Source organism: Streptomyces abyssomicinicus, from assembly GCF_008974245.1.
In the GTDB taxonomy this organism is placed as follows: Bacteria; Actinomycetota; Actinomycetes; order Streptomycetales; family Streptomycetaceae; genus Streptomyces; species Streptomyces abyssomicinicus.
In genome coordinates, this window is the sequence record NZ_BBZI01000005.1 from 1,479,378 (window position 1) to 1,498,983 (window position 19,606).

The following is a 19,606-nucleotide window of genomic DNA, read 5'->3' on the forward strand; positions in this document are numbered from 1 at the left end:
GCCCCGGGGCGACCGTCCGCCCCGGGGCAGCCCCCTGTGCGGGCGGCCTCGCGCCGCCTCACGCCCGGGTGGTCCGGGCACCGGCCGCCTCACGTGTGGCCGCAGGTGGCGAGGCTGCACCAGCGGCGGCGGCCCGTCCCGTCCAGGAAGAGCCATCCGCAGTCCGGTCCGGGGCAGCGGCGGACCGTCAGCCGCCGCGGCTCGGTGAGCAGATCCCCGGCGCTGCGGGCCACGGCGTGCAGCGGAAGCCGCAGACCGGCGGACGGAGGCAGGCGCCAGTCGGCGAGACCCCCCTCACCCCGCGTCAGGACGGCCAGGCCGGCCGCCTCCCGCGCGGCGTTCGCCACCGCCCGGAAGGCGGCGGCGTCCTCGGGATCGGTCAGGCAGGTGTACAGCCGCTCCCGGTACGCCCGGGCCTCGTCGAGGACGGCGGCAGCCTCCGCGGGCTCACGGGCGGCGCGGCCGAGCAGCCGGGCGACGTCGTGGTCGTCGGCCAGACCGAGATGGCCGACCCACACCGCCAGGGTGGAATAGCCGCGCAGCCAGTCCGAGCCGGGCAGCGGTGCGGACCGGCCCCAGCCGGCGAAGGTGTTGCAGAACTCCAGCGCGGGGTGACCGCCGGTGCTCCACGGCAGCCACTCCTGCCCGACCCGCACCGCGTACAGCGGCGCGGGCGGCCGGTCGAGGCGGGGGTCGTCGTCCAGGATCCGCCGGTGCAGCGTGGACAGGGCGGGCCCGGGGCCGACGCCCGGGCCGTCGGCCAGTTCCGCACGCGTCCCGTCGAAGAGCCGGAGGGCCTCGGCGCGGCGGCCGCAGCGGTACAGCGCGGTCATCTGCGCGACGACGAGCCGCTCCCGGCCCGGCACCTCACCGACCACGGGGGCGAGGTCGGCGACCACCCGCTCGTGCAGGCCCATGGTGAGCTGTGCCTCGGCGCGCTGTTCCAGAGCCGTCAGCCGCAGCTCACCGAGCCCGAGCGCCGTGTCGATCCGGTCGCGGAGCACGTCGTCGGCCACGTCGGCGAGGAGCGGACCCTTCCACAGGTCCAGCGCACGGTCGTGGAGGCGCACCCGTTCGGACGGATCACCGGCGGTGGCCGCACGGCCGACCAGGCCGGCGAAGTCCCGGGCGTCGACGGTGTGTCCGTCCCCCTCGAGCAGATAGCCGGAGTGACGCGTCAGGATCCGCAGCCCCCACGGCGCGAGACGGGCACGCAGCCGGCCGACGTAGGTGTGCAGGGTGGCACGCGGTGAGCGCGGGAGCGCATCGCTCCACAGCAGGCCGACGAGGCGGTCCGCCGGAACGGCCCGGTCCACGTGCAGCAGGAGGAGCGCCAGCAGGCACCGCTCCTGGCGGCGGCTGCTCACCGCCACCGGCCGGCCGTCGTGGCGGGCCTCGAACGGACCGAGCAGCTGGAACTCCATGACCGCGCACCCTACAACCGTCCCCCGCAGAGGGGGGAGGGCCGTGGTGAGGGAATGGTCAGCGGGCGGGGTGAGGCTGGCCGCGCACGTCCAGGACCGCCCTTCGACATCCCAGGAGCAACCATGCGACGCATGCTCGTCATGCTCGGCGCCCTCACCGTCACGCTGTCCGCGGCGGTGGTGCCGGCCTCCGCCGCGGACCGGGCCGGAGGATGGGAGCCCGCCCCCTCCGCCCCGTGGACCAGCCCCGCCGGCGCCCGTTGCGACTTCGCGGTGCGGGGCGAACCCGTGGTCGACGAGGTCGTCCGGCGGGTCCTGGAGACCCGCCCCGACGGTTCGGTGAAGCGCGCCGCCTACACGGGCGACCTGGTGGTGCGGGTCACCCACGAGGAGACCGGGAAGTCCTACGACGCGGACGCCGGCGGCAGCGCCCTGGTCGAGTACCGGGCAGACGGGTCGCAGCTGTGGGCCGTGCTCGGGCCGGTCCTGGTCGGCTTCGCGGAGAACGGCGGAACACTGGGGCGAGGGCTCTACATCGTCGACGGGGCGTACACGATGGACATCGCCTCCACCGGCCACAAGACCGTGACCGGGGCCCACGCCACGGTGGACGACCTCTGCGCGCGCATCGCCTGACCGCCGGGGCGCCCCTTCCCCACGAGGGGCGCGTCAGCGGCCGCGGCCGGTGTTGAGCCGGGCGGCCTGGCGCGTCAGGTGGTCGCGTTCGGCGGCCGAGGGCGCCTTGCGGGCCGCCTCGGCGTACAGCCGGGCCGCCGTGGACAGGTCGCCGTCGCGCTCGTGGAGGTGGGCGGCCACCGCGGTGTGGCGGGGGAGCGCGGGGTCGACGGCGGCGAGGGCCGCCAGACCGGCCCGCGGTCCGTCGGCCTCCCCGACGGCCACCGCGCGGTTGAGCCGCACCACCGGGTTGTCGGTCAGCCGCGCCAGTTCGTCGTACCACTCGACGATCTGAACCCAGTCGGTCTCCCGCGCGGTGGGCGCGTCGGCGTGCAGCGCCGCGACGGCGGCCTGGGCCTGGAACTCGCCCAGCCGGTCGCGGGCGAGCGCCGCCCGCAGGATCCCGATGCCCTCGGCGATCGCCGCGGTGTCCCACCGGCTCCTGTCCTGCTCGGCGAGCGGCACCAGACTGCCGTCCGGCGCCGTCCGGGAGGCTCGCCGGGCGTGATGGAGCAGCATCAGGGCCAGCAGTCCCGACACCTCCGGGTGGTCGACGACGGCCGCGAGCCGCCGGGTGAGCCGGATCGCCTCGGCGGCCAGGTCCACGTCGCCGGAGTAGCCCTCGTTGAAGACCAGGTAGAGGACGCGCAGCACGGTGGCGACGTCACCGGGCCGGTCGAGGCGCACCCCGGAGACCGTGCGCTTGGCCCGGCTGATGCGCTGCGCCATCGTCGCCTCGGGCACCAGGTACGCCCGGGCGATCTGGCGGGTGGTGAGCCCGCCGACCGCGCGCAGCGTGAGCGCGACGGCCGACGACGGCGTCAGCGAGGGATGGGCGCACAGGAAGTAGAGCCACAGCGTGTCGTCCACGTCCGGCACGGGCCCGGGCAGCGGCTCCTCCTCGGCCAGGCCCTCCCGCCGGCGGCGGGAGGCGTCGGCGCGCCAGGCGTCGAGGTACCGGTGCCACGCCACGGTGACCAGCCAGCCCTTCGGATCCCGCGGAGGGCCGGCCGGCCACGTACGGACCGCCTCCAGCAGCGCCTCCTGGACCGCGTCCTCGGCCGCCGCGAAGTCGGCTCCGCGGCGGACGAGGACGGCCAGCACACCCGGTGTGAGGCTGCGGACCAGCGCCTCGTCCACCGGCGCGGTCATTCGGTGACGGTGGGCGGGGCGCTGAGGAAGGGGCGCAGCTCCAGCCACTCGTGGATCGGCCGCCCGCCCGCCCCGGGCGCGGCCGACAGCTCACCGGCCAGCTCCAGGGCGCGGTCGTAGCTGTCGACGTCGATCACCATCCAGCCGGCGATGAGGTCCTTCGTCTCCGCGAACGGGCCGTCGGTGACCGGCGGGCGCCCCTCGCCGTCGTACCGCACGAACGTCCCCTCGGGAGCGAGGGCCTGACCGTCGACGAACTCGCCGGTCTCCTCCAGCCGGGCCGCGAAGTCGTTCATGTACGCGATGTGCGCCGAGATCTCCTTGGGCGTCCACCGGTCCATGGGCACGTCGTTCACCGCCGCCGGAGCGCCCCGGTAGTGCTTGAGAAGCAGGTACTTCGCCATGGTGTTCTCCCAGGTTCCGATGTGGCCCTCACGGGCACTTCACCCCGGGGACGGAGCCGGTCACGGGTTCTCGACATCGTCCCGGCGACATTCTTCCGGGATTTCCGGTCGCGTCGACCGGGCGGCGGGAGGCGCAGGCCGCACGGCGCGGCCCGCGGCCCTGCCGCGGCCCGGGGCCCGCCGGATCCCCGGCCCGCCGGATCCCCGGCCCCGGCCCCGCCGCGGCCCCCCACCCCGCCGCGGCCCCGGCCGGGCCGTGAGGGCCCGCGCCGCCAGCCGTTCGGATCAGTCCGGGGAGTCATGGACGGGGCCGGGCGGGAGACTCGGGGAGGAGACTGCCCGCCGCCCGTCCCGGAGGTCGCACCATGGTCCGCACCGTCGTCGCCGGACTCGACGGATCGCCCGAGAGCCGCGCCGCCGTCGACTGGGCCGCCCGCGAGGCACGGATGCGGTCGGTGCCGCTGAAGATCGTGCACGTCCACGAGCCCACCCCGCCACGGCTGGCACAGGCCCCGTTCCTCGCCGAGGAGACCCGGCAGGACTGGGGGCGCGAGGTTCCACCGCAGGTCGCCGACGCGGTGCGCCGCGAGCAGCCCGGCCTGGAGGTCACCATCGAGGGAGTCGAGGGCCGCGCCCCCGTCGTGCTCACCGAGCAGGCCGGCCAGGACGGCCTGCTCGTCCTCGGCTCCCGCGGACTCGGCGGGATCAGCGGCTTCATCGCGGGCTCCGTCGGCCTCGGCGTCATCGCCCACGCCGAGCACCCGGTGGTACTGGTCCGCGCGGGCGAGTCCGCCGTCGAGGAACACCTCGACGACCCGTCCGGCGGACGCAGCGACACCACGCCCTACCGGCCCGTCGTGGTCGGCGTCGACCCCGAGGACACCTCCGACGCGGTCCTCGAGTTCGCCTTCGAGTCGGCGGCCCGCCGCTCCGCCCCCCTGCGGGCCGTACAGGGCTACAGCCTGCCCGCCTTCTACGAATGGGCCGGATCCGTCGAGGGCGAGGCGTTCGGACGGATGCGACGGCAGCAGAGCGAACTGCTGGAACGCAAGCTCGCCCCCTGGCGGGCCGCCCACCCGCGGGTGGAGGTGATCCAGGAGTCCGAGCCCGGCAAGGGCTCCGTGCTGCTCGCCGACGCGTCCCGCAACGCCTCCCTGGTCGTCGTCGGCCACCGCCTGCGCAGACACACGCTCGGGCTGCGCATCGGTGCGGTCGCCCACGCCGTCCTGCACCACGCCGTCGCACCGGTGGCCGTGGTCCCCCATCCTTGACGACGCGCCCGCCGTCCCCGCACACCGGATCCGACCGACGACCGATGGAGTCGCCCGATGACCACGGCCCCGTACAAGGACGTCCTGCCCGAGGACGAACTGCGCACCCTGCTCGCGCACTGGCGGGCGGCCAACTACCTCTCGGCGGGGCAGATCTACCTGCTGGCCAACCCCCTGCTGACCGAGCCGCTGCGCCCCGAGCACATCAAGCCCCGGCTGCTGGGCCACTGGGGCACCTCCCCGGGCCTCAACCTGGTCTACACCCACATGAACCGGGTGATCCGCAAGCGGGACCTGGACGCGCTGGTGATCTGGGGGCCCGGACACGGCGGACCCTCGGTGGTCGCCAACTCCTGGCTGGAGGGCAGCTACAGCGAGACCTACCCCGACATCTCCCTGGACACCGACGGCATGGAGAGGCTGTTCCGGCAGTTCTCCTTCCCCGGCGGCGTGCCCAGCCACGTCGCCCCGGAGACGCCCGGATCCATCCACGAGGGCGGTGAACTCGGCTACTCGCTCGCCCACGCCTACGGCGCCGCCTTCGACAACCCCGGACTGCTCGTCGCCTGCGTCATCGGCGACGGCGAGGCGGAGACCGGCCCGCTCGCCGCCTCCTGGCACTCCAACAAGTTCCTCGACCCCGTCCACGACGGCGCCGTGCTCCCGATCCTGCACCTCAACGGCTACAAGATCGCCAACCCCACCGTCCTCTCCCGCCTCCCCGAGCACGAACTCGACGAGCTGCTGCGCGGCTACGGCCACGACCCCGTCCACGTCACCGGATCCGACCCCGAACAGGTCCACCGCGACATGGCGGCCGCCCTCGACCAGGTCCTCGACCGCATCGCGCTGATCCAGCGCACCGCCCGCCAGGAGGGCGTCACCGACCGCCCCCGCTGGCCCATGATCGTGCTGCGCACCCCCAAGGGGTGGACCGGCCCGTCCGAGGTCGACGGCGTCCCCGTCGAAGGGACCTGGCGCGCCCACCAGGTCCCGCTGTCCGGCGTACGCGACAACCCCGACCACCTGGTGCTCCTCGAACAGTGGCTGCGCTCCTACCGGCCCGAGGAACTCTTCGACGACACCGGCGCCCCCGTCGCCGACGTCCTGGCCTGCGTGCCCGAGGGCGCCAGGCGGCTCGGCGCCGGCCCGCACGCCAACGGCGGGCTGCTCACCCGCCAACTGCCCGTGCCGCCACTCGAGGACTTCGCCGTCCCCGTCGAGAGCCCCGGCTCGGGCCCCCACGAACCCACCCGGGTGCTCGGCGCCATGCTCGAACAGATCATGCTGAACACCGCCTCCCGGCGCGACTTCCGCCTCGTCGGCCCCGACGAGACCGACTCCAACCGCCTCTCCGCCGTCTTCGGCGCCACCGGCAAGGCGTGGCAGGGCGACACCCTCCCCGTCGACGTCAACCTCGACCGGCACGGCCGCGTCCTGGAGATCCTCTCCGAGCACCTGTGCCAGGGATGGCTGGAGGGCTACAACCTCACCGGGCGGCACGGCCTGTTCTCCTGCTACGAGGCGTTCGTCCACATCGTCGACTCGATGGTCAACCAGCACATCAAGTGGCTGAAGACCGCCCGCTCCCTTCCCTGGCGGGCGCCCGTCCCCTCCCTCAACTACCTGCTGACCTCGCACGTCTGGCGACAGGACCACAACGGCTTCTCCCACCAGGACCCCGGGTTCGTCGACCACGTCCTCAACAAGAGCCCCGAAGTGGTCCGCGTCTACCTGCCCCCGGACGCCAACACCCTGCTGTCGGTGGCCGACCACGCGCTCCGCAGCAAGGACTACGTCAACGTCATCGTGGCCGGCAAGCAGCCCTGCTTCGACTGGCTCACCATGGACGAGGCCAAGGTGCACTGCGCCCGCGGAGCCGGCATCTGGGAATGGGCCGGCACCGAACAGGGCCGCGAACCCGACGTGGTCCTCGCCTGCGCCGGCGACGTGCCCACCCAGGAGGTGCTGGCCGCCGCCAAGCTGCTGCGGAGGCACCTGCCGGACCTCGCCGTCCGGGTCGTCAACGTCGTCGACATGACGCGGCTGCTGCCCAAGGAGGAGCACCCGCACGGGCTCTCCGAGGCCGAGTTCCACGGCCTGTTCACCTCGGACAAGCCGGTGATCTTCGCCTACCACGGCTACCCGTGGCTGATCCACCGGCTGGCCTACCGCCGTGCCGGACACGTCAACATGCACGTCCGCGGCTACAAGGAGGCCGGAACCACCACCACGCCGTTCGACATGGTCGTGCAGAACGACCTCGACCGGTACCGCCTGGTGATGGACGTCATCGACCGGGTACCCGGCCTCGCCGTGCGGGCCGCCGCCGTGCGCCAGGGCATGGAGGACGTCAGGGCACGTCACCACGAGCACATCCGTGCCACCGGCATGGACATGCCGGAGGTCGCGGACTGGGCCTGGAACGACTGACCGGCCGCCCGCCCACCGCACCACACGTACCGAGGAGGCGCCATGGGCGAGTGGACCTGGGAGTACGAGGGCTACGACCCGGCACAGGAGAAGCTGCGCGAGTCCCTGTGCACCCTCGGCAACGGATACCTCGCCACCCGGGGCGCCGTCCCCGAGTGCGCCCGGGACCGGGTCCACTACCCCGGAACCTACGCGGCCGGCTGCTACAACCGCCTCGTCTCCGACGTGGCGGGACGGCACGTCGACAACGAGGACGTCGTCAACCTGCCCAACTGGCTGCCGCTGCGCTTCCGCACCGGCACCGGCCACTGGTTCACCCCCGACACCCACACCGTCGAGGAGTACCGGCAGAGCCTCGACCTGCGCCGCGGCATCCTGGAGCGCACCCTGCGCTACCTGGACGCCGACGGCCGGGCCGTCCGGGTCCGCCAGCTCCGCGTCGTGCACATGGCCGACCCGCACCTGGCCCTGCTGCGCACCGAGCTCACCCCCGAGGGCTGGTCGGGGGCGCTGGAGATCGAGTCCGCGCTCGACGCCGGCGTCACCAACGGCAACGTCGACCGCTACAAGGACCTCGCCTCCCAGCACCTCACCCACGTCCAGCCCGGCGTCACCGAGGAGGGCGTGGCCTGGGTGCGGTGCCGCACCACCACCTCGGACATCCGCATCGCGCTGGCCGCCCGCACCGAGGCCGACGCCCCGGCGGAGATCGTCACCGAGCTGGGGGACACCTCCGTGGCCCGGCTGCTGCGCGTCTCCGTCGCCGACGGCCACACCGTCACCGTCGACAAGACCGTCGCCCTCCACACCTCGCGCGACCCCGCCATCAGCGACCCGGTGCACGCCGCCCTCGACCGCGTCGGACGGGCCGGCGGCTTCGAGACGCTGCTGGAGTCCCACTTCGCCGCCTGGGAACAGCTGTGGCGCGGCGCGGAGCTCGACGTCGCCGGCGAGGCCGGACCGGTCCTGCGGGTCCACCTCTTCCACCTTCTCCAGGTCCTGTCCCCGCACACCGCCGAACTCGACGTCGGCGTGCCCGCGCGCGGTCTGCACGGCGAGGCGTACCGCGGCCACGTCTTCTGGGACGAGCTGTTCGTGCTGCCCTTCCTCAACCTGCACTTCCCCGAGGTCTCCCGGGCCCTGCTCACCTACCGCCACCGCCGCCTGGAACGCGCCCGCTTCAACGCCACCGACGCCGGGTACCGCGGCGCCCTGTACCCGTGGCAGAGCGGCAGCGACGGCCGGGAGGAGACCCAGCGGCTCCACCTCAACCCGCGCTCCGGCCGCTGGCTGCCCGACCACAGCCACCTCCAGTACCACGTCGGCTCCGCCATCGCCTACAACGTCTGGCGCTACGCCGAGGCCACCGGCGACACCGGCTTCCTGCACGGCAAGGGCGCCGACATGCTGCTCCAGATCGCGCGGTTCTGGGCCGACTACGCCACCTACGACAAGGAACTGGAGCGCTACCGCATCCGCGGAGTGGTCGGCCCGGACGAGTACCACGAGGCCTACCCCGGCGCCACCCGCCCCGGGCTCGACGACAACGCCTACACCAACGTCGCCGCCTCCTGGGTCATCGCCCGCGCCCTCGACGTCCTCGGCGAACTCCCCGAACCGCTGCGCCGCGACATCACCGAACGCACCGGCGTCGACGACGCCGAACTGGAGCACTGGGACGACGTCTCCCGCCGGCTGCACGTGCCCTTCCACTCCGGGGTCATCAGCCAGTTCTCCGGCTACGGGGAACTCGAGGAACTCGACTGGCGCGGCTACCGCGCCCAGTACGGCGACATCCGGCGGCTCGACCGGATCCTCGAGGCGGAGGGCGACACCGTCAACCGTTACCAGGCCTCCAAGCAGGCCGACGTCCTGATGCTCGGCTACCTCTTCACGCCGGGCGAGCTGCGCGCCCAGTTCCAGCGGCTCGGCCACGACCTCGACGACGAGACCTGGCTGCGCACCGTCGACCACTACCTGGCCCGCACCAGCCACGGCTCGACGCTCAGCAGCCTGGTCCACGGCTGGGTGCTCGCCCGCGCCCGGCGCGCCCAGGCGTGGGAGTTCGTCCAGGAGGCGCTGGCCGGCGACATCGCCGACGTCCAGGGCGGCACCACGGGGGAGGGCATCCACCTGGGCGCCATGGCCGGCACCCTCGACATGGTCCAGCGGTGCCTGCCGGGCCTGGAGACCCGGTCGGGGGCCCTGCGGTTCGACCCCGTGCCGCTGCCGCAGATGTCGCGGTACCGGTTCTGCCTGCGGTACCGGGGGCACTGGGGGGTCAGGATCCGGCTGCGCCAGGACCAGCTGGAGATCTCCGTCGCCGCGGCCGCGGAGGAACCGGTCACCGTGCACCTGGGGGAGTGGACCGAGTCGCTCGCCCCCGGCGAGACCCGCACGGTCTCCCTGCGGGAGTCCGAGGTGCCCGTACCCGGGTGAGCGCCTGGTCACCACCACACCCGCACATACGGTAAGCTTGATCCGCACGATCACGCAGGGCAACCACGCGGTGGGGCCCCTGCGCATCGGGACGTGGCGCAGCTTGGTAGCGCACTTGACTGGGGGTCAAGGGGTCGCAGGTTCAAATCCTGTCGTCCCGACTTTACGAAGTCGCAGATGCAGGGGCCATTTCGGAGGAGATCCGAAATGGCCCCATAGCTGTTCGGTGATCCCCGCCACAAGCAACAGCCGGAATCGGACATCGGCTCACGGGCCTGCGAAGCACCCCAAGACGGTCGCCTGGTCGAAGCGCCGCACCTTCACGTCCTTCCTCGCGATCGTCCAGAAGACGTCACCGCCGATGCGGAGGTTACCGAAGTCCAGGGCACCGCCATACCATTGAGCGAGAAGCGCCCAGTCGTCGGGACGAGGCCGCGCCCACGGGCTCGCCCGCCTGCCCTCCGGCTTCCCTGCCCTCCGTGCCGCCATGGCGGCGGACGCGGTGATGGGGTCGTCCTCGCCGTAGGCGTCCCTGGAGTATCCGTCGATCTGCAGGTGCGTCTCGTCGCGATCGTGCCCGTCCTCGTGCAGCACGTCCGACCAGGCCTGGCGCAGTTCCTTGGCGTGCGGGTGCTCGACGGGGTCGACAAGCACCTCGTTGTCCGGCAGGGAGAGGTCGTACTTCAGTCGTAGCTCTGCCCGGTCATGGCCGTCGCCCCCGGGGCGTTCATCGAGGGGCGTGCCGGCGGGGACGTACATCACCCGGCCGGAAGCGCCAAGGTCGTCGGGATGGAGTCGGGCGAAGAAGAGGAGCCGGCCGTCGGGGGGCAGTGCCAGAGTCGTCGCGTCGTCGGGCAGCGCGGCGAGGTCCAGCATCGCGATCAGGCGCAGTCCTGCCGGGAGCTGGGGAGCGTCGGCGGGGAGCAGGTCGGGCCCGCCGAAGTGGCCCACGACCGGCCCGTCGACGGTGGACGCCAGGGTGGCGCAGGGGCGGGCGGCCTCGAGCCACCTCTCCACCTCCGCCGACGGGACGCCGCCCGCGAGCGCCTCCTCACGGAACCGGTTCATCCTGTCGAGCATCTCGGGTCTCATGCGGTGAACATAGTGGGGGCGGGTACCGGCCCATGGGCCGGGCCGAGAGGGCCCCGATGGATCGGGCAGCTCGAAGTCGCCGCTGCTGATCGTTTCGTGTCATCTCGCCGAGGCCGCGCCGCCCGTGCGACTGCCTCGGGGGAGCGTCCGCGGTGGCACCCGGACATTGCAGCCCTGTGAAACCGGCGGAAGCGCGTTGACGCGTCGCCCTCCCTCTTCCCATGCTCGGGAGGAGCACGCGGCCTCGACCCGGCGGCCTGGGCGGAGGTGCCGCGGCGACCCTGCTCGAGGCCGCCACCCCCCCCCCGGAGGGCAACCGTGAAATTCCTCCTTCTCCCGCATCTGCCCCGCCAGGACAAGCCCGACGAGCTCCAGATCAAGGAACTCGTCGACGGCGCCGTACTCGCGGAGGAATGGGGATTCGACGCCTACGGCATCGGTGAGCGCCACGACCGCCCCGCCGTCTCGTCCGCGCCGCCCGTCCTGCTGGCCCACATCGCCGCGCTGACCTCCAGGATCCGCCTCTTCACCGCGGTCACCACGCTCGGCATGCTCGACCCGCTGCGGGCCTTCGAGGACTACTCCACCCTCGACAACCTGTCCGGCGGCCGCCTCGAGCTCATCATCGGCAAGGGCGCCTATCCCCGCTCGGCCAAGCTGTTCGGTGTCACCCCCGACAACCAGTGGGGCCTTCTCCAGGAGAACTACGAGGTGTTCCGCCGCCTGTGGGAGGAGGACAACGTCACCTGGAAGGGGTCCCGGGGCCGCTCGCTCGACGCGGTCGAGGCACTGCCCCGACCGCTGCAGAGCAGGCTGCGGATCTGGCACGGAAGCGGCAGCAGCCCTTCCTCGGCGGACTTCGCCGCCCGCCACGGTGATCCGATCTTCTCCTCGAACGGCAGCGGTCCCGTCGACCGGTACGCAAACCTCATGGACCACTACCGGTCCCGGTTCGCGGCGTACGGCCACGACCCCGCGCAGGCCCTGGTCGGCTCCGGCACCGCCGGCTACTTCGGCGCGCGCACCTCGCAGGAGGCCGTGGCCAAGTACCGGCCAGTCTTCGAGGCGCGACTCGCCGTCAACCGGACCTTCGACGGCGGCTCCATCCGGTACGACACGGTGGAGGACTGGATCGCGGGCAGCTCCGTCCTCGTGGGCAGCCCACAGCAGATCATCGAGAAGGTGCTCGCCCAGCACCAGCGTCTCGGGCACGAGTTGCTGCACATCCACGTCGACGGCGAGATCCTCGCCGCAGCCGACCACACGGCCACCCTGGAACTGTTCTTCTCCGAGATCGCCCCGGTGCTCCGCCGCGAACTGCCCAGCCGTTCGCTCGAACCGGCGGTGCGGCCGCAATCGGCCAACCAGGCTCTGTCTTAAGGCCATTGACCCGGCGCGCGACCGCTCCGTAGCATGGCGCACGGCATTGAGCGTCAGCGTCAAGCCCTGGCTCGCTGACCGGCAACCCTTCCACGCGACGGGGTGCTCCAGGTGAAAGCCCGGCGGGACCGACGACGGTTCCCGCAAGCGCGTGGCCCCGGTACGAGGGGCCGGAGACGGGAGGACCAGCATGTGCCACGGTGGTGACCTGGCTGCCTCCCGCACTCTTTCGTGCACTGCCTCCTGCACCGGTTCCGGTGCGGACGCCACGGCGTTCTCCCGCCTCGCACGGCGACGTCACATCGATCTGAAGCGCTCGACGAGCTGTCTCTGTCACGCCTGACAGCCCGTCACGCCTGTCGCGCGTAAGGCCTGACCGTACGTCACGCCCGGCCCACCCGCGTAGGTGACGTCCGGCGATCCCGGCCGGCTCGCCGGTCGTCGTCCCGTCACCGGCGCCGTCCCGCGCGTTTCCTCTCCGCCACCGTCCGCGGTGTCGTTCCCTTCCCAGCCCCTGTCTGCAGAGCGCTCCCCGCTGCCGGTGCCGACCTCCGGCCGGGGCCGCACGCCCGTGCGCGGTCGTGCGCGCTGAAACGAGTAGGAGTAACAGCAGTGACAGCACGTGCGAATGTCAGAGCTTCTCGATGGGCGCCCATGGCGGCCCTGCTGGCCGGCGGTGTTCTGCTGACCGCCTGCGGCTCGGGCGGCGACGGTCCTGGCGGGGGAGGCGGCCGGGCGAAGTCCGGAGGCACCTTGACCTTCGCGGTCGGCTCGGACGCGGGTTGCGTGGACCCTCACCAGGTCGGCAGCAACGACACCATCTACTCGCTCCGCCAGGTCGTGGACTCCCTGACCGACCAGGACCCGAAGACGGGCAAGATCGTCCCCTGGCTGGCCAAGAGCTGGGACATCAACGCCGACGCGACGGAGTTCACCTTCCATCTGCGTCCGGGTGTCACCTTCAGCGACGGGTCCGAGCTGACCGCGCAGGTGGTCAAGGACAACTTCGACGCGGTGCCGGAACTCGGCGCGCTGGGCACCCTCGCCCAGGGCTATCTGAGCGGTGTGAAGAGCACCCGCGTGGTCGACCCCCTCACCGTCAAGGTGACGTTCGAGAAGCCCAACGCCCAGTTCATCCAGGCCACGTCGACGCACTCGCTGGGCATCGAGTCGTCGGCGAGCGTCAGGAGGACGCCGCAGCAGAAGTGCAGCGAAGGCGTGATCGGGTCCGGCCCGTTCGTACTGAAGCAGTACGTGCAGAACCAGTCGATCACGCTGGCCAAGCGCACCGGGTACGACTGGGGCTCCTCGCTGTGGTCGAAGCAGGGCGAGGCGTACCTCGACAAGCTGGTGTTCAAGGTCGTGCCCGAGGCGGGTGTCCGCACCGGCAGCCTCCAGTCCGGACAGGTGGACGCGATCAGCAGCGTCGCCAAGGCCGACGAGGCCGCGCTCAAGGGCGGGCAGGCCACCCTGCAGAGCCGGGCCAACCCCGGCGTGGTGTTCGGGCTGGGAATCAACAACGCGCTGCCCGTCCTGAAGGACACGAAGGTGCGACAGGCGCTCGTGTCCGCCCTCGACCGGCAGCAGATCGCCGACACCGTGTACCCGAGCGGGACCCGGCCAGCGACCAGCGTCCTGTCCCACACCACGCCCGTCCACACGGACCTCTCCCCGGACCTCGCCCACGACGCGGCCAAGGCGAAGTCCCTGCTGGACGCCGCCGGCTGGAAGGCGGGCGGCGACGGCATCCGCGCCAAGGACGGCAAGAAGCTGAGGCTGGCCATCAGCTGGTTCCCCAACGCGGCCACCAACCAGCCCACGTTGGAACTGGTCCAGCAGCAGCTCAAGGCCGTCGGGATCGACGTGGTGCTCAAGCAGCTCCAGGTCAGCCAGTTCACCGCGACGCTCCAGGAGGGTCAGTTCGACCTGATCTGGGGGAACGTGACCCGGGCCGATCCGGACATCCTGCGCAACTCCTTCTCGACCGAGCTGGCCAACGTCTACCAGCTGCCGCCCAGTCCCCTGGACGACGTGCTGGCCCGGCAGGCGGCGGCCACGGACGTCGCCGAGCGTCGGCAACTGGTCGGCGAGGCGCAGAAGTTGCTCGTGCGCAACGCGTACTACGTGCCGGTGGTCGAGCTCCAGACCCAGCTGGGCGTGTCGACGAAGGTGCACGACCTCGACTTCGACTCGGGCAGCCGCATCCACCTGCACGACACCTGGATCGGCTGACGCGTGGGCCGCTACGTGCTCAAACGGCTGGCGCAGGCGGTCGGGGTGCTGTGGGCCGCGTACACCGTGTCCTTCCTGGTGCTGGACTTCCTGCCGGGTGACCCGGTCACCGCGATGGCCGGTGCCGGCATGGACTCGGGACAGGTCGACCCCGCCCAGGTCGAGGCGCTGCGGCACGAGTACGGCTTCGACAAGCCGGTGCTGGCGCAGTACGCCGACTACCTCGGCCGGGCGGTGCGGGGCGACTTCGGTGACGCGGTCTCCACGGGCCGCCCGGTGACCGCCACCCTGGGCGACGCGTTGCCGCAGACACTGCAGCTGACGGTCACCGCGCTGCTGCTCGCCGTGGTGCTCGGCGGTGGCCTCGCGGTGGTGGCGACGTACACCGCCCGGCGATGGCTGCGGCAGCTACTGCTGTCGCTGCCACCGCTCGGGGTGTCGGTCCCGACGTTCTGGGTGGGGCTGCTCCTGGTCGACGCTTTCTCCTTCCGGCTGCACTGGTTCCCGGCGTTCGGCAACGACGGGCCGCGTGGCCTGGTCCTGCCGGCGCTGACGCTGGCGGTCCCCACCGGCGCGCTGGTCGCCCAGGTCCTGGCCAAGAGCCTGCTCACGGCGCTGGACCAGGCCTATGTGGAGACCGCCCGGGCCAAGGGCGCCGGCCGCTGGCGGATCCATCTGCGGCACGCGCTGCGCAACGCGTCGCTGCCCGCGCTGACCGTCGTCGGCCTGCTGGTCGGACAACTGGTCGCCGGGTCGGTGGTCGTCGAGACCGTCTTCTCCCGGGACGGCCTCGGCCGGGTGACCGCGGCCGCGGTCACCTCCCAGGACATTCCGGTCGTCCAGGGGGTGGTGGTGTTCGGCGCGCTGATCTTCGTGGCGGCCAACCTCCTCGTCGACCTCGTCTATCCGCTGCTGGACCCGCGGATCGTGGTGGCTTCGGGCCGGAGGGCGAGCACCGTATGAGCCAGAGTCTTCTCGACGACCAGACCGAGGCCGCACCGGCACGGACGGCCGCACCGGAGCCGGCCGCGGGCCAAGAACGCCGCGACAGAACCCGCCGCACGCTGCGGTTCCTGCTGCGCCGCCCCGGTCTGCTGCTGTCCGTCGCGGTCGTCGTACTGGTGGTGCTGGCGTCCTTCCGGCCGGGCCTGTTCGCCTCGCAGGATCCCCTGAAGGGAGTGCCGTCCCAGAACTTCCGACCCCCGAGCGGCAGCCACTGGTTCGGCACGGACGAGCTGGGACGCGATCTCTTCTCCCGAGTGGTCCACGGCGCCCAGCTGTCGCTCAAGGCCACGCTGATCGCGGTCCTGGTCGCGTTCGTGGTGGGCGGTCTGCTCGGGCTGCTCGCCGGGTTCGTGGGCCGCTGGGTCGACGACGTGCTGATGCGCTTCGTCGACGTCCTCCTCGCCATCCCCGCACTGTTCCTGTCGCTCGCCCTCGTCACCGCCCTCGGGTACGGGACGGTGAAGGTGGCGGTCGCGGTGGGCATCGCCAGCGTCGCGTCCTTCGCCCGGGTGGCGCGGGCGGAGGTCCTACGGGTACGGCAGGCGCTCTACGTCGAGGCGTCCCGTTCCTGCGGGGTCCGCTGGTACTCGGTGCTGCGCCGGCACGTGCTGCCCAACGCGGCCGGCCCGGTGATCGTCCTGGCCACCCTGGACTTCGGCGCCTCGGTCCTGGCCGTGTCGGCGCTGAGCTTCCTCGGCTACGGCGCGCCGCCCCCGGCCCCGGAATGGGGCACGTTGATCTCCGACGGCCGCAACTACCTGGCCAACGCCTGGTGGCTGACCGCCCTGCCCGGACTGGTGATCGCCGCGACCGTGCTGGCCGCCAACCGCATCGCGCGGGCACTCGACGGCGAATGGTCCCGGCAGCGATGACGGACAAGCGTGAGGACGGTGAGGGCCGCCATGGCCGCGAGCGCGGGGAGAACGGTGACGACATGACCGCACCACTGCTGGAGATACGCCGACTGTCCGTGTCGTACCGCGTCCGGGGCGAGACCCTTCAGGCCGTGCGGGGCGTGGACCTCGACGTATGGCCCGGGCAGGTGACCGCCGTGGTGGGCGAGTCGGGCTCCGGCAAGAGCACCACCGCGCACGCCGTCACCCGGCTGCTGGCGGCGAACGGCAGGATCGACGCGGGCACGATCCGCTTCGGCCGGCACGACCTCGCCACGCTGTCGGAGGCGGAACTGCGCACCGTGCGCGGCGCGCGGATCGGACTCGTCCCGCAGGATCCGACGGTCTCGCTCAATCCGGTCAAGCGGATCGGTGAGCAGGTCGCGGAGGTCCTGCGGATCCATGGCCTGGCCACCCGCCGATCGGCCGCCGTCGAGGCGGTCGCCGTGCTGGACCGGGCCGGACTGCCCGACGCGGCCCTCACGGCGCGGCAGTATCCGCACGAACTGTCCGGCGGCATGCGGCAACGGGCACTGATCGCCGTCGCCATCGCCGCGAAGCCTCAGCTGATCATCGCCGACGAGCCGACCAGTGCGCTCGACGTCACCGTGCAGCGGGTGATCCTGGACCATCTCCAGAGCCTCACCGAGGAGTTGGGCACCGCGATCCTGCTGGTGACCCACGACCTCGGGGTCGCCGCCGACAGGGCCCAGCGGCTGGTGGTCATGTCGGGGGGCGAGGTCGTGGAGGCGGGCGGGACCCGGGCGGTCCTGACCGACCCGCAGCACGCCTACACCCGGCGACTGCTGGCCGCAGCCCCCAGCCTGACCTCGGTCCGCCACCGCACCCCGGTCGCCGCGGCGGCCCCGGTCTCCGCGGCCCCGGTCTCCGCGACCCCGTCCTCCTCGGCCGCCTCCGCGGCCTTTGCGGAGGATGTCCCCTTGGTCGAAGCGCGCCACCTGGTCAAGGAGTTCAGGCTTCCGCGTTCCGGGGGCGAGACCCGCACCCTGCGCGCGGTCGACGACGTCGGCCTCGTCCTGCGGCGCGGGCGGACCCTCGCCCTGGTCGGGGAGTCGGGTTCGGGCAAGTCCACCACCGCCCGACTGGTGCTCGGCCTCGCCCGTCCGACCTCCGGGCAGGTCCTGTTCGACGGCACGGACGTCACCACCGCCAAGGGCGCGCAGCTCAGACGGCTGCGCCGACGCGCCCAGATCGTCTACCAGAACCCGTACGCCTCGCTCGACCCGCGCTTCTCCATCGGCGACGTGATCAGCGAGCCCCTGCGGGCCTTCAAGGTCGGCGACCGCGCCTCCCGGCTCGCCCGTGTCCGTGACCTCCTGGACCGGGTCGCCCTGTCCGCGGCCACGCTGGAGCGCCGCCCGGCCGAGTTGTCGGGCGGACAGCGGCAGCGCGTGGCCATCGCCCGTGCCCTCGCGCTCTCACCCGACCTGGTGGTGTGCGACGAACCCGTCTCCGCGCTCGACGTGTCGGTGCAGGCCCAAGTGCTCGAGCTGCTGGAGGAGTTGCAGCGGGACACCGGGGTGGCGTACCTGTTCATCTCGCACGACCTGGCCGTCGTGCGCCGGATCGCGCACCAGGTCGCCGTCATGCGGGCCGGCCGGGTCGTGGAGACGGGGCCGCCCGAGGACCTGTTCGCCACGCCCCGCCACGCGTACACCCGCGAGCTGCTCGCGGCGATCCCCGGGGGGCGTCTGACCGGAGCGGCCGCCTCGCGCCGCTGACGCGTTCCACCGGGGACGTCCGGAAGGAGAGGGAGGCCCGCGGAAGACCGACGGTTCCTGGCGCGGCATGAAGGCCAGGGACCGTCGGGCCTGCGAGGTCAGGCTTCCCGGATGTCCGGCAGCGGCGGCAGGTCCAGGTGCTCGCGGAGCGTGGTGCCCTGGTACTCGGTCCGGTAGACGCCCCGCTCCTGGAGTTCGGGCACCAGCTTGTCGACGATGTCCGTGACGGAGCCGGGCAGCAGGTGCGGGACGATGTTGAAGCCGTCCACGGCCCGGCTGCGGACGTAGTGCGTCCGTCGGCGATCGCGCCGGGCGTCCCGACGAAGGACGGATGACCGGGCGCCACCTCCAGTACCAGGTCCCGTACGGACCAGCCGCGTTCGGCTGCCTGGTCGCGCCACTTCCGGATCAGGGCGAGCTTCCCGGACCGCCGTTCGACCGGGATCGTCCCCCGGGACGGGTCGAGTTCCTCCTCGCCGGGATCGATGTCCGGCAGCGGGCCGTCCGGGTCGTAGGCGGACAGATCCGTGCCCCAGTACTGCTCGAGGAACGCGATGGCGCGGGGGCCGTTGACCTGTTCGCCGCGGACCCAGCGCGCCTTCTCCTCGGCCTCGGCCGCGGTGTCCGCGAGGACGACCTCCGCCCCGGGCAGGATCCGCAGCGAGTCGGGGCTCCGGCCGTGCCGGGCGAGCCGGTCGCGCAGGTCGGCCGCGTACGCCACGGCCTTCGCGTACTCGGTGTTGGCCGAGAACACGACGTCGGCGTGGCGGGCGGCGAGTTCACGCCCGCCGTCGGAGTCCCCGGCCTGGAACAGCACCGGACGGCCCTGCCGGCTGCCCGGCACGGTGGCGGTGGCCCGCAGCCGTACCAGGCCGGTGTCCCGCTCCACCGCGCCGGCGGGACCGGAGAGGGGCCCCGCCGCATCGCTGCCCTGCCGGGCGCCGTCGGGCGGCCAGGACGCCCACAACTCCTTCGCCGCCTCGACGAACTGGCCCGCGCGTTCGTAGCGGCGCTCGTGCGCGAGCCAGCCACCGTGCCGGAAGTTGGCTCCCGTCCAGGCGTTGTCGGTGGTGACGATGTTCCAGCCGGCCCGCCCCTCGGACAGCAGGTCCAGGCTCGCCAGCCGACGGGCCAGATCGGCGGGGTAGTTGTACGTCGTGTTCTGGGTGGCCACCAGGCCGATGCGCCCGGTCACGGCGGCGAGCGCGGACAGCTGCGTGATGGCGTCGGGGCGTCCGGCCACGTCGAGGTCGAAGACCTGGCCCCGGTTCTCCCTGACGCGCAGCCCCTCGCCGAGGAAGAACGCGTCGAACAGGCCGCGCTCGAGGACCTGGGCGATCTCGACGAAGGTCTCGATCGCCGTGTGCGACGGCGCGTCCGGGTCGCTCCAGATCAGCTGCTGGCCGACACCGGCGAAGAACAGGCCCAGGTGCAGCTGCGGCCGGGGATCGTGTGCGGTCATGG

General features: G+C 72.6%; 13 protein-coding genes, 1 tRNA gene, 1 pseudogene and 1 riboswitch. Of the genes and pseudogenes, 10 read left to right on the forward strand and 5 right to left on the reverse strand.

From position 1 onward, the window contains the following. Nucleotides 1–89: 89 nt before the first annotated feature. Nucleotides 90–1,424 carry an AfsR/SARP family transcriptional regulator gene (locus GBN72_RS06190; protein WP_151770554.1) on the reverse strand — a complete coding sequence of 445 codons (1,335 nt, stop codon included), beginning with the start codon at nt 1,422–1,424 and terminating at the stop codon, nt 90–92. 123 nt (nt 1,425–1,547) lie between these two features. On the opposite strand from GBN72_RS06190, the gene GBN72_RS06195 reads away from it, so the two are divergent. Further along, a complete protein-coding gene (locus tag GBN72_RS06195; protein WP_151770555.1) occupies nt 1,548–2,060 on the forward strand; it encodes a hypothetical protein in 513 nt (170 codons plus the stop codon). Between the two features lie 33 nt (nt 2,061–2,093). Here the strand turns inward: GBN72_RS06195 and GBN72_RS06200 are convergent, their stop codons facing one another. Continuing rightward, a complete protein-coding gene (locus GBN72_RS06200) occupies nt 2,094–3,239 on the reverse strand; it encodes an RNA polymerase sigma factor (RefSeq protein WP_151770986.1) in 1,146 nt (381 codons plus the stop codon). Between the two features lie 8 nt (nt 3,240–3,247). Next, nucleotides 3,248–3,655, reverse strand: a complete 408-nt coding sequence (locus GBN72_RS06205) for a YciI family protein (protein WP_151770556.1) — start codon at nt 3,653–3,655, stop codon at nt 3,248–3,250. A 365-nt stretch (nt 3,656–4,020) separates the two neighbouring features. Between GBN72_RS06205 and GBN72_RS06215 the strand changes: the two genes are divergently transcribed. The 4 genes from GBN72_RS06215 to GBN72_RS06230 all read left to right on the forward strand — a co-directional run bounded on the left by GBN72_RS06215 (nt 4,021) and on the right by GBN72_RS06230 (nt 9,959). Continuing rightward, complete coding sequence (locus GBN72_RS06215) at nt 4,021–4,926, forward strand: universal stress protein (RefSeq protein WP_151770557.1); 906 nt, start codon at nt 4,021–4,023, stop codon at nt 4,924–4,926. Nucleotides 4,927–4,983: 57 nt separating this feature from the next. Then, a complete protein-coding gene (locus tag GBN72_RS06220; RefSeq protein ID WP_151770558.1) occupies nt 4,984–7,359 on the forward strand; it encodes a phosphoketolase family protein in 2,376 nt (791 codons plus the stop codon). 42 nt (nt 7,360–7,401) lie between these two features. Next, entirely contained in the window at nt 7,402–9,798 is a 2,397-nt protein-coding gene (locus GBN72_RS06225; protein WP_151770559.1) for a glycoside hydrolase family 65 protein, read from the forward strand. An 87-nt stretch (nt 9,799–9,885) separates the two neighbouring features. Then, nucleotides 9,886–9,959 (forward strand) — tRNA-Pro (locus GBN72_RS06230). A 106-nt stretch (nt 9,960–10,065) separates the two neighbouring features. On the opposite strand, the gene GBN72_RS06235 is transcribed toward GBN72_RS06230, so the two are convergent. Next, a complete protein-coding gene (locus GBN72_RS06235) occupies nt 10,066–10,890 on the reverse strand; it encodes a DUF1963 domain-containing protein (RefSeq protein WP_151770560.1) in 825 nt (274 codons plus the stop codon). A gap of 318 nt (nt 10,891–11,208) precedes the next feature. Here GBN72_RS06235 and GBN72_RS06240 point away from each other — a divergent pair, with 318 nt between their 5' ends. From GBN72_RS06240 to GBN72_RS06260, 5 genes are all read left to right on the forward strand, one after another. Next, nucleotides 11,209–12,270 carry an LLM class flavin-dependent oxidoreductase gene (locus GBN72_RS06240; RefSeq protein WP_151770561.1) on the forward strand — a complete coding sequence of 354 codons (1,062 nt, stop codon included), beginning with the start codon at nt 11,209–11,211 and terminating at the stop codon, nt 12,268–12,270. Between the two features lie 42 nt (nt 12,271–12,312). Next, a riboswitch (SAM riboswitch) is annotated at nt 12,313–12,426 on the forward strand. 498 nt (nt 12,427–12,924) lie between these two features. Continuing rightward, nucleotides 12,925–14,502: an ABC transporter substrate-binding protein gene (locus GBN72_RS06245; RefSeq protein ID WP_439959740.1), complete on the forward strand. Its 1,578-nt coding sequence runs from the start codon at nt 12,925–12,927 to the stop codon at nt 14,500–14,502. A 3-nt stretch (nt 14,503–14,505) separates the two neighbouring features. Continuing rightward, nucleotides 14,506–15,465: an ABC transporter permease gene (locus GBN72_RS06250; RefSeq protein ID WP_151770563.1), complete on the forward strand. Its 960-nt coding sequence runs from the start codon at nt 14,506–14,508 to the stop codon at nt 15,463–15,465. After that, nucleotides 15,462–16,379 carry an ABC transporter permease gene (locus tag GBN72_RS06255; RefSeq protein ID WP_151770564.1) on the forward strand — a complete coding sequence of 306 codons (918 nt, stop codon included), beginning with the start codon at nt 15,462–15,464 and terminating at the stop codon, nt 16,377–16,379. The genes GBN72_RS06250 and GBN72_RS06255 overlap by 4 nt, the downstream gene beginning before the upstream one ends. Nucleotides 16,380–16,441: 62 nt before the next feature. Beyond that, a complete protein-coding gene (locus GBN72_RS06260) occupies nt 16,442–18,142 on the forward strand; it encodes a dipeptide ABC transporter ATP-binding protein (RefSeq protein WP_246212359.1) in 1,701 nt (566 codons plus the stop codon). A gap of 98 nt (nt 18,143–18,240) precedes the next feature. Here GBN72_RS06260 and GBN72_RS06265 read toward each other — a convergent pair. Beyond that, nucleotides 18,241–19,604: pseudogene (locus GBN72_RS06265) on the reverse strand (NtaA/DmoA family FMN-dependent monooxygenase). Nucleotides 19,605–19,606 lie beyond the last annotated feature (2 nt).

Bases quoted from the DNA above. Each gene is read 5' to 3' on its own strand.
- GBN72_RS06190 (WP_151770554.1), bottom strand. From the start codon at position 1,424: ATGGAGTTCCAGCTGCTCGGTCCGTTCGAGGCCCGCCACGACGGCCGG.
- GBN72_RS06195 (WP_151770555.1), top strand. From the start codon at position 1,548: ATGCGACGCATGCTCGTCATGCTCGGCGCCCTCACCGTCACGCTGTCC.
- GBN72_RS06205 (WP_151770556.1), bottom strand. From the start codon at position 3,655: ATGGCGAAGTACCTGCTTCTCAAGCACTACCGGGGCGCTCCGGCGGCG.
- GBN72_RS06215 (WP_151770557.1), top strand. From the start codon at position 4,021: ATGGTCCGCACCGTCGTCGCCGGACTCGACGGATCGCCCGAGAGCCGC.
- GBN72_RS06220 (WP_151770558.1), top strand. From the start codon at position 4,984: ATGACCACGGCCCCGTACAAGGACGTCCTGCCCGAGGACGAACTGCGC.
- GBN72_RS06225 (WP_151770559.1), top strand. From the start codon at position 7,402: ATGGGCGAGTGGACCTGGGAGTACGAGGGCTACGACCCGGCACAGGAG.
- GBN72_RS06235 (WP_151770560.1), bottom strand. From the start codon at position 10,890: ATGAGACCCGAGATGCTCGACAGGATGAACCGGTTCCGTGAGGAGGCG.
- GBN72_RS06245 (WP_439959740.1), top strand. From the start codon at position 12,925: ATGGCGGCCCTGCTGGCCGGCGGTGTTCTGCTGACCGCCTGCGGCTCG.
- GBN72_RS06255 (WP_151770564.1), top strand. From the start codon at position 15,462: ATGAGCCAGAGTCTTCTCGACGACCAGACCGAGGCCGCACCGGCACGG.
- GBN72_RS06260 (WP_246212359.1), top strand. From the start codon at position 16,442: ATGACCGCACCACTGCTGGAGATACGCCGACTGTCCGTGTCGTACCGC.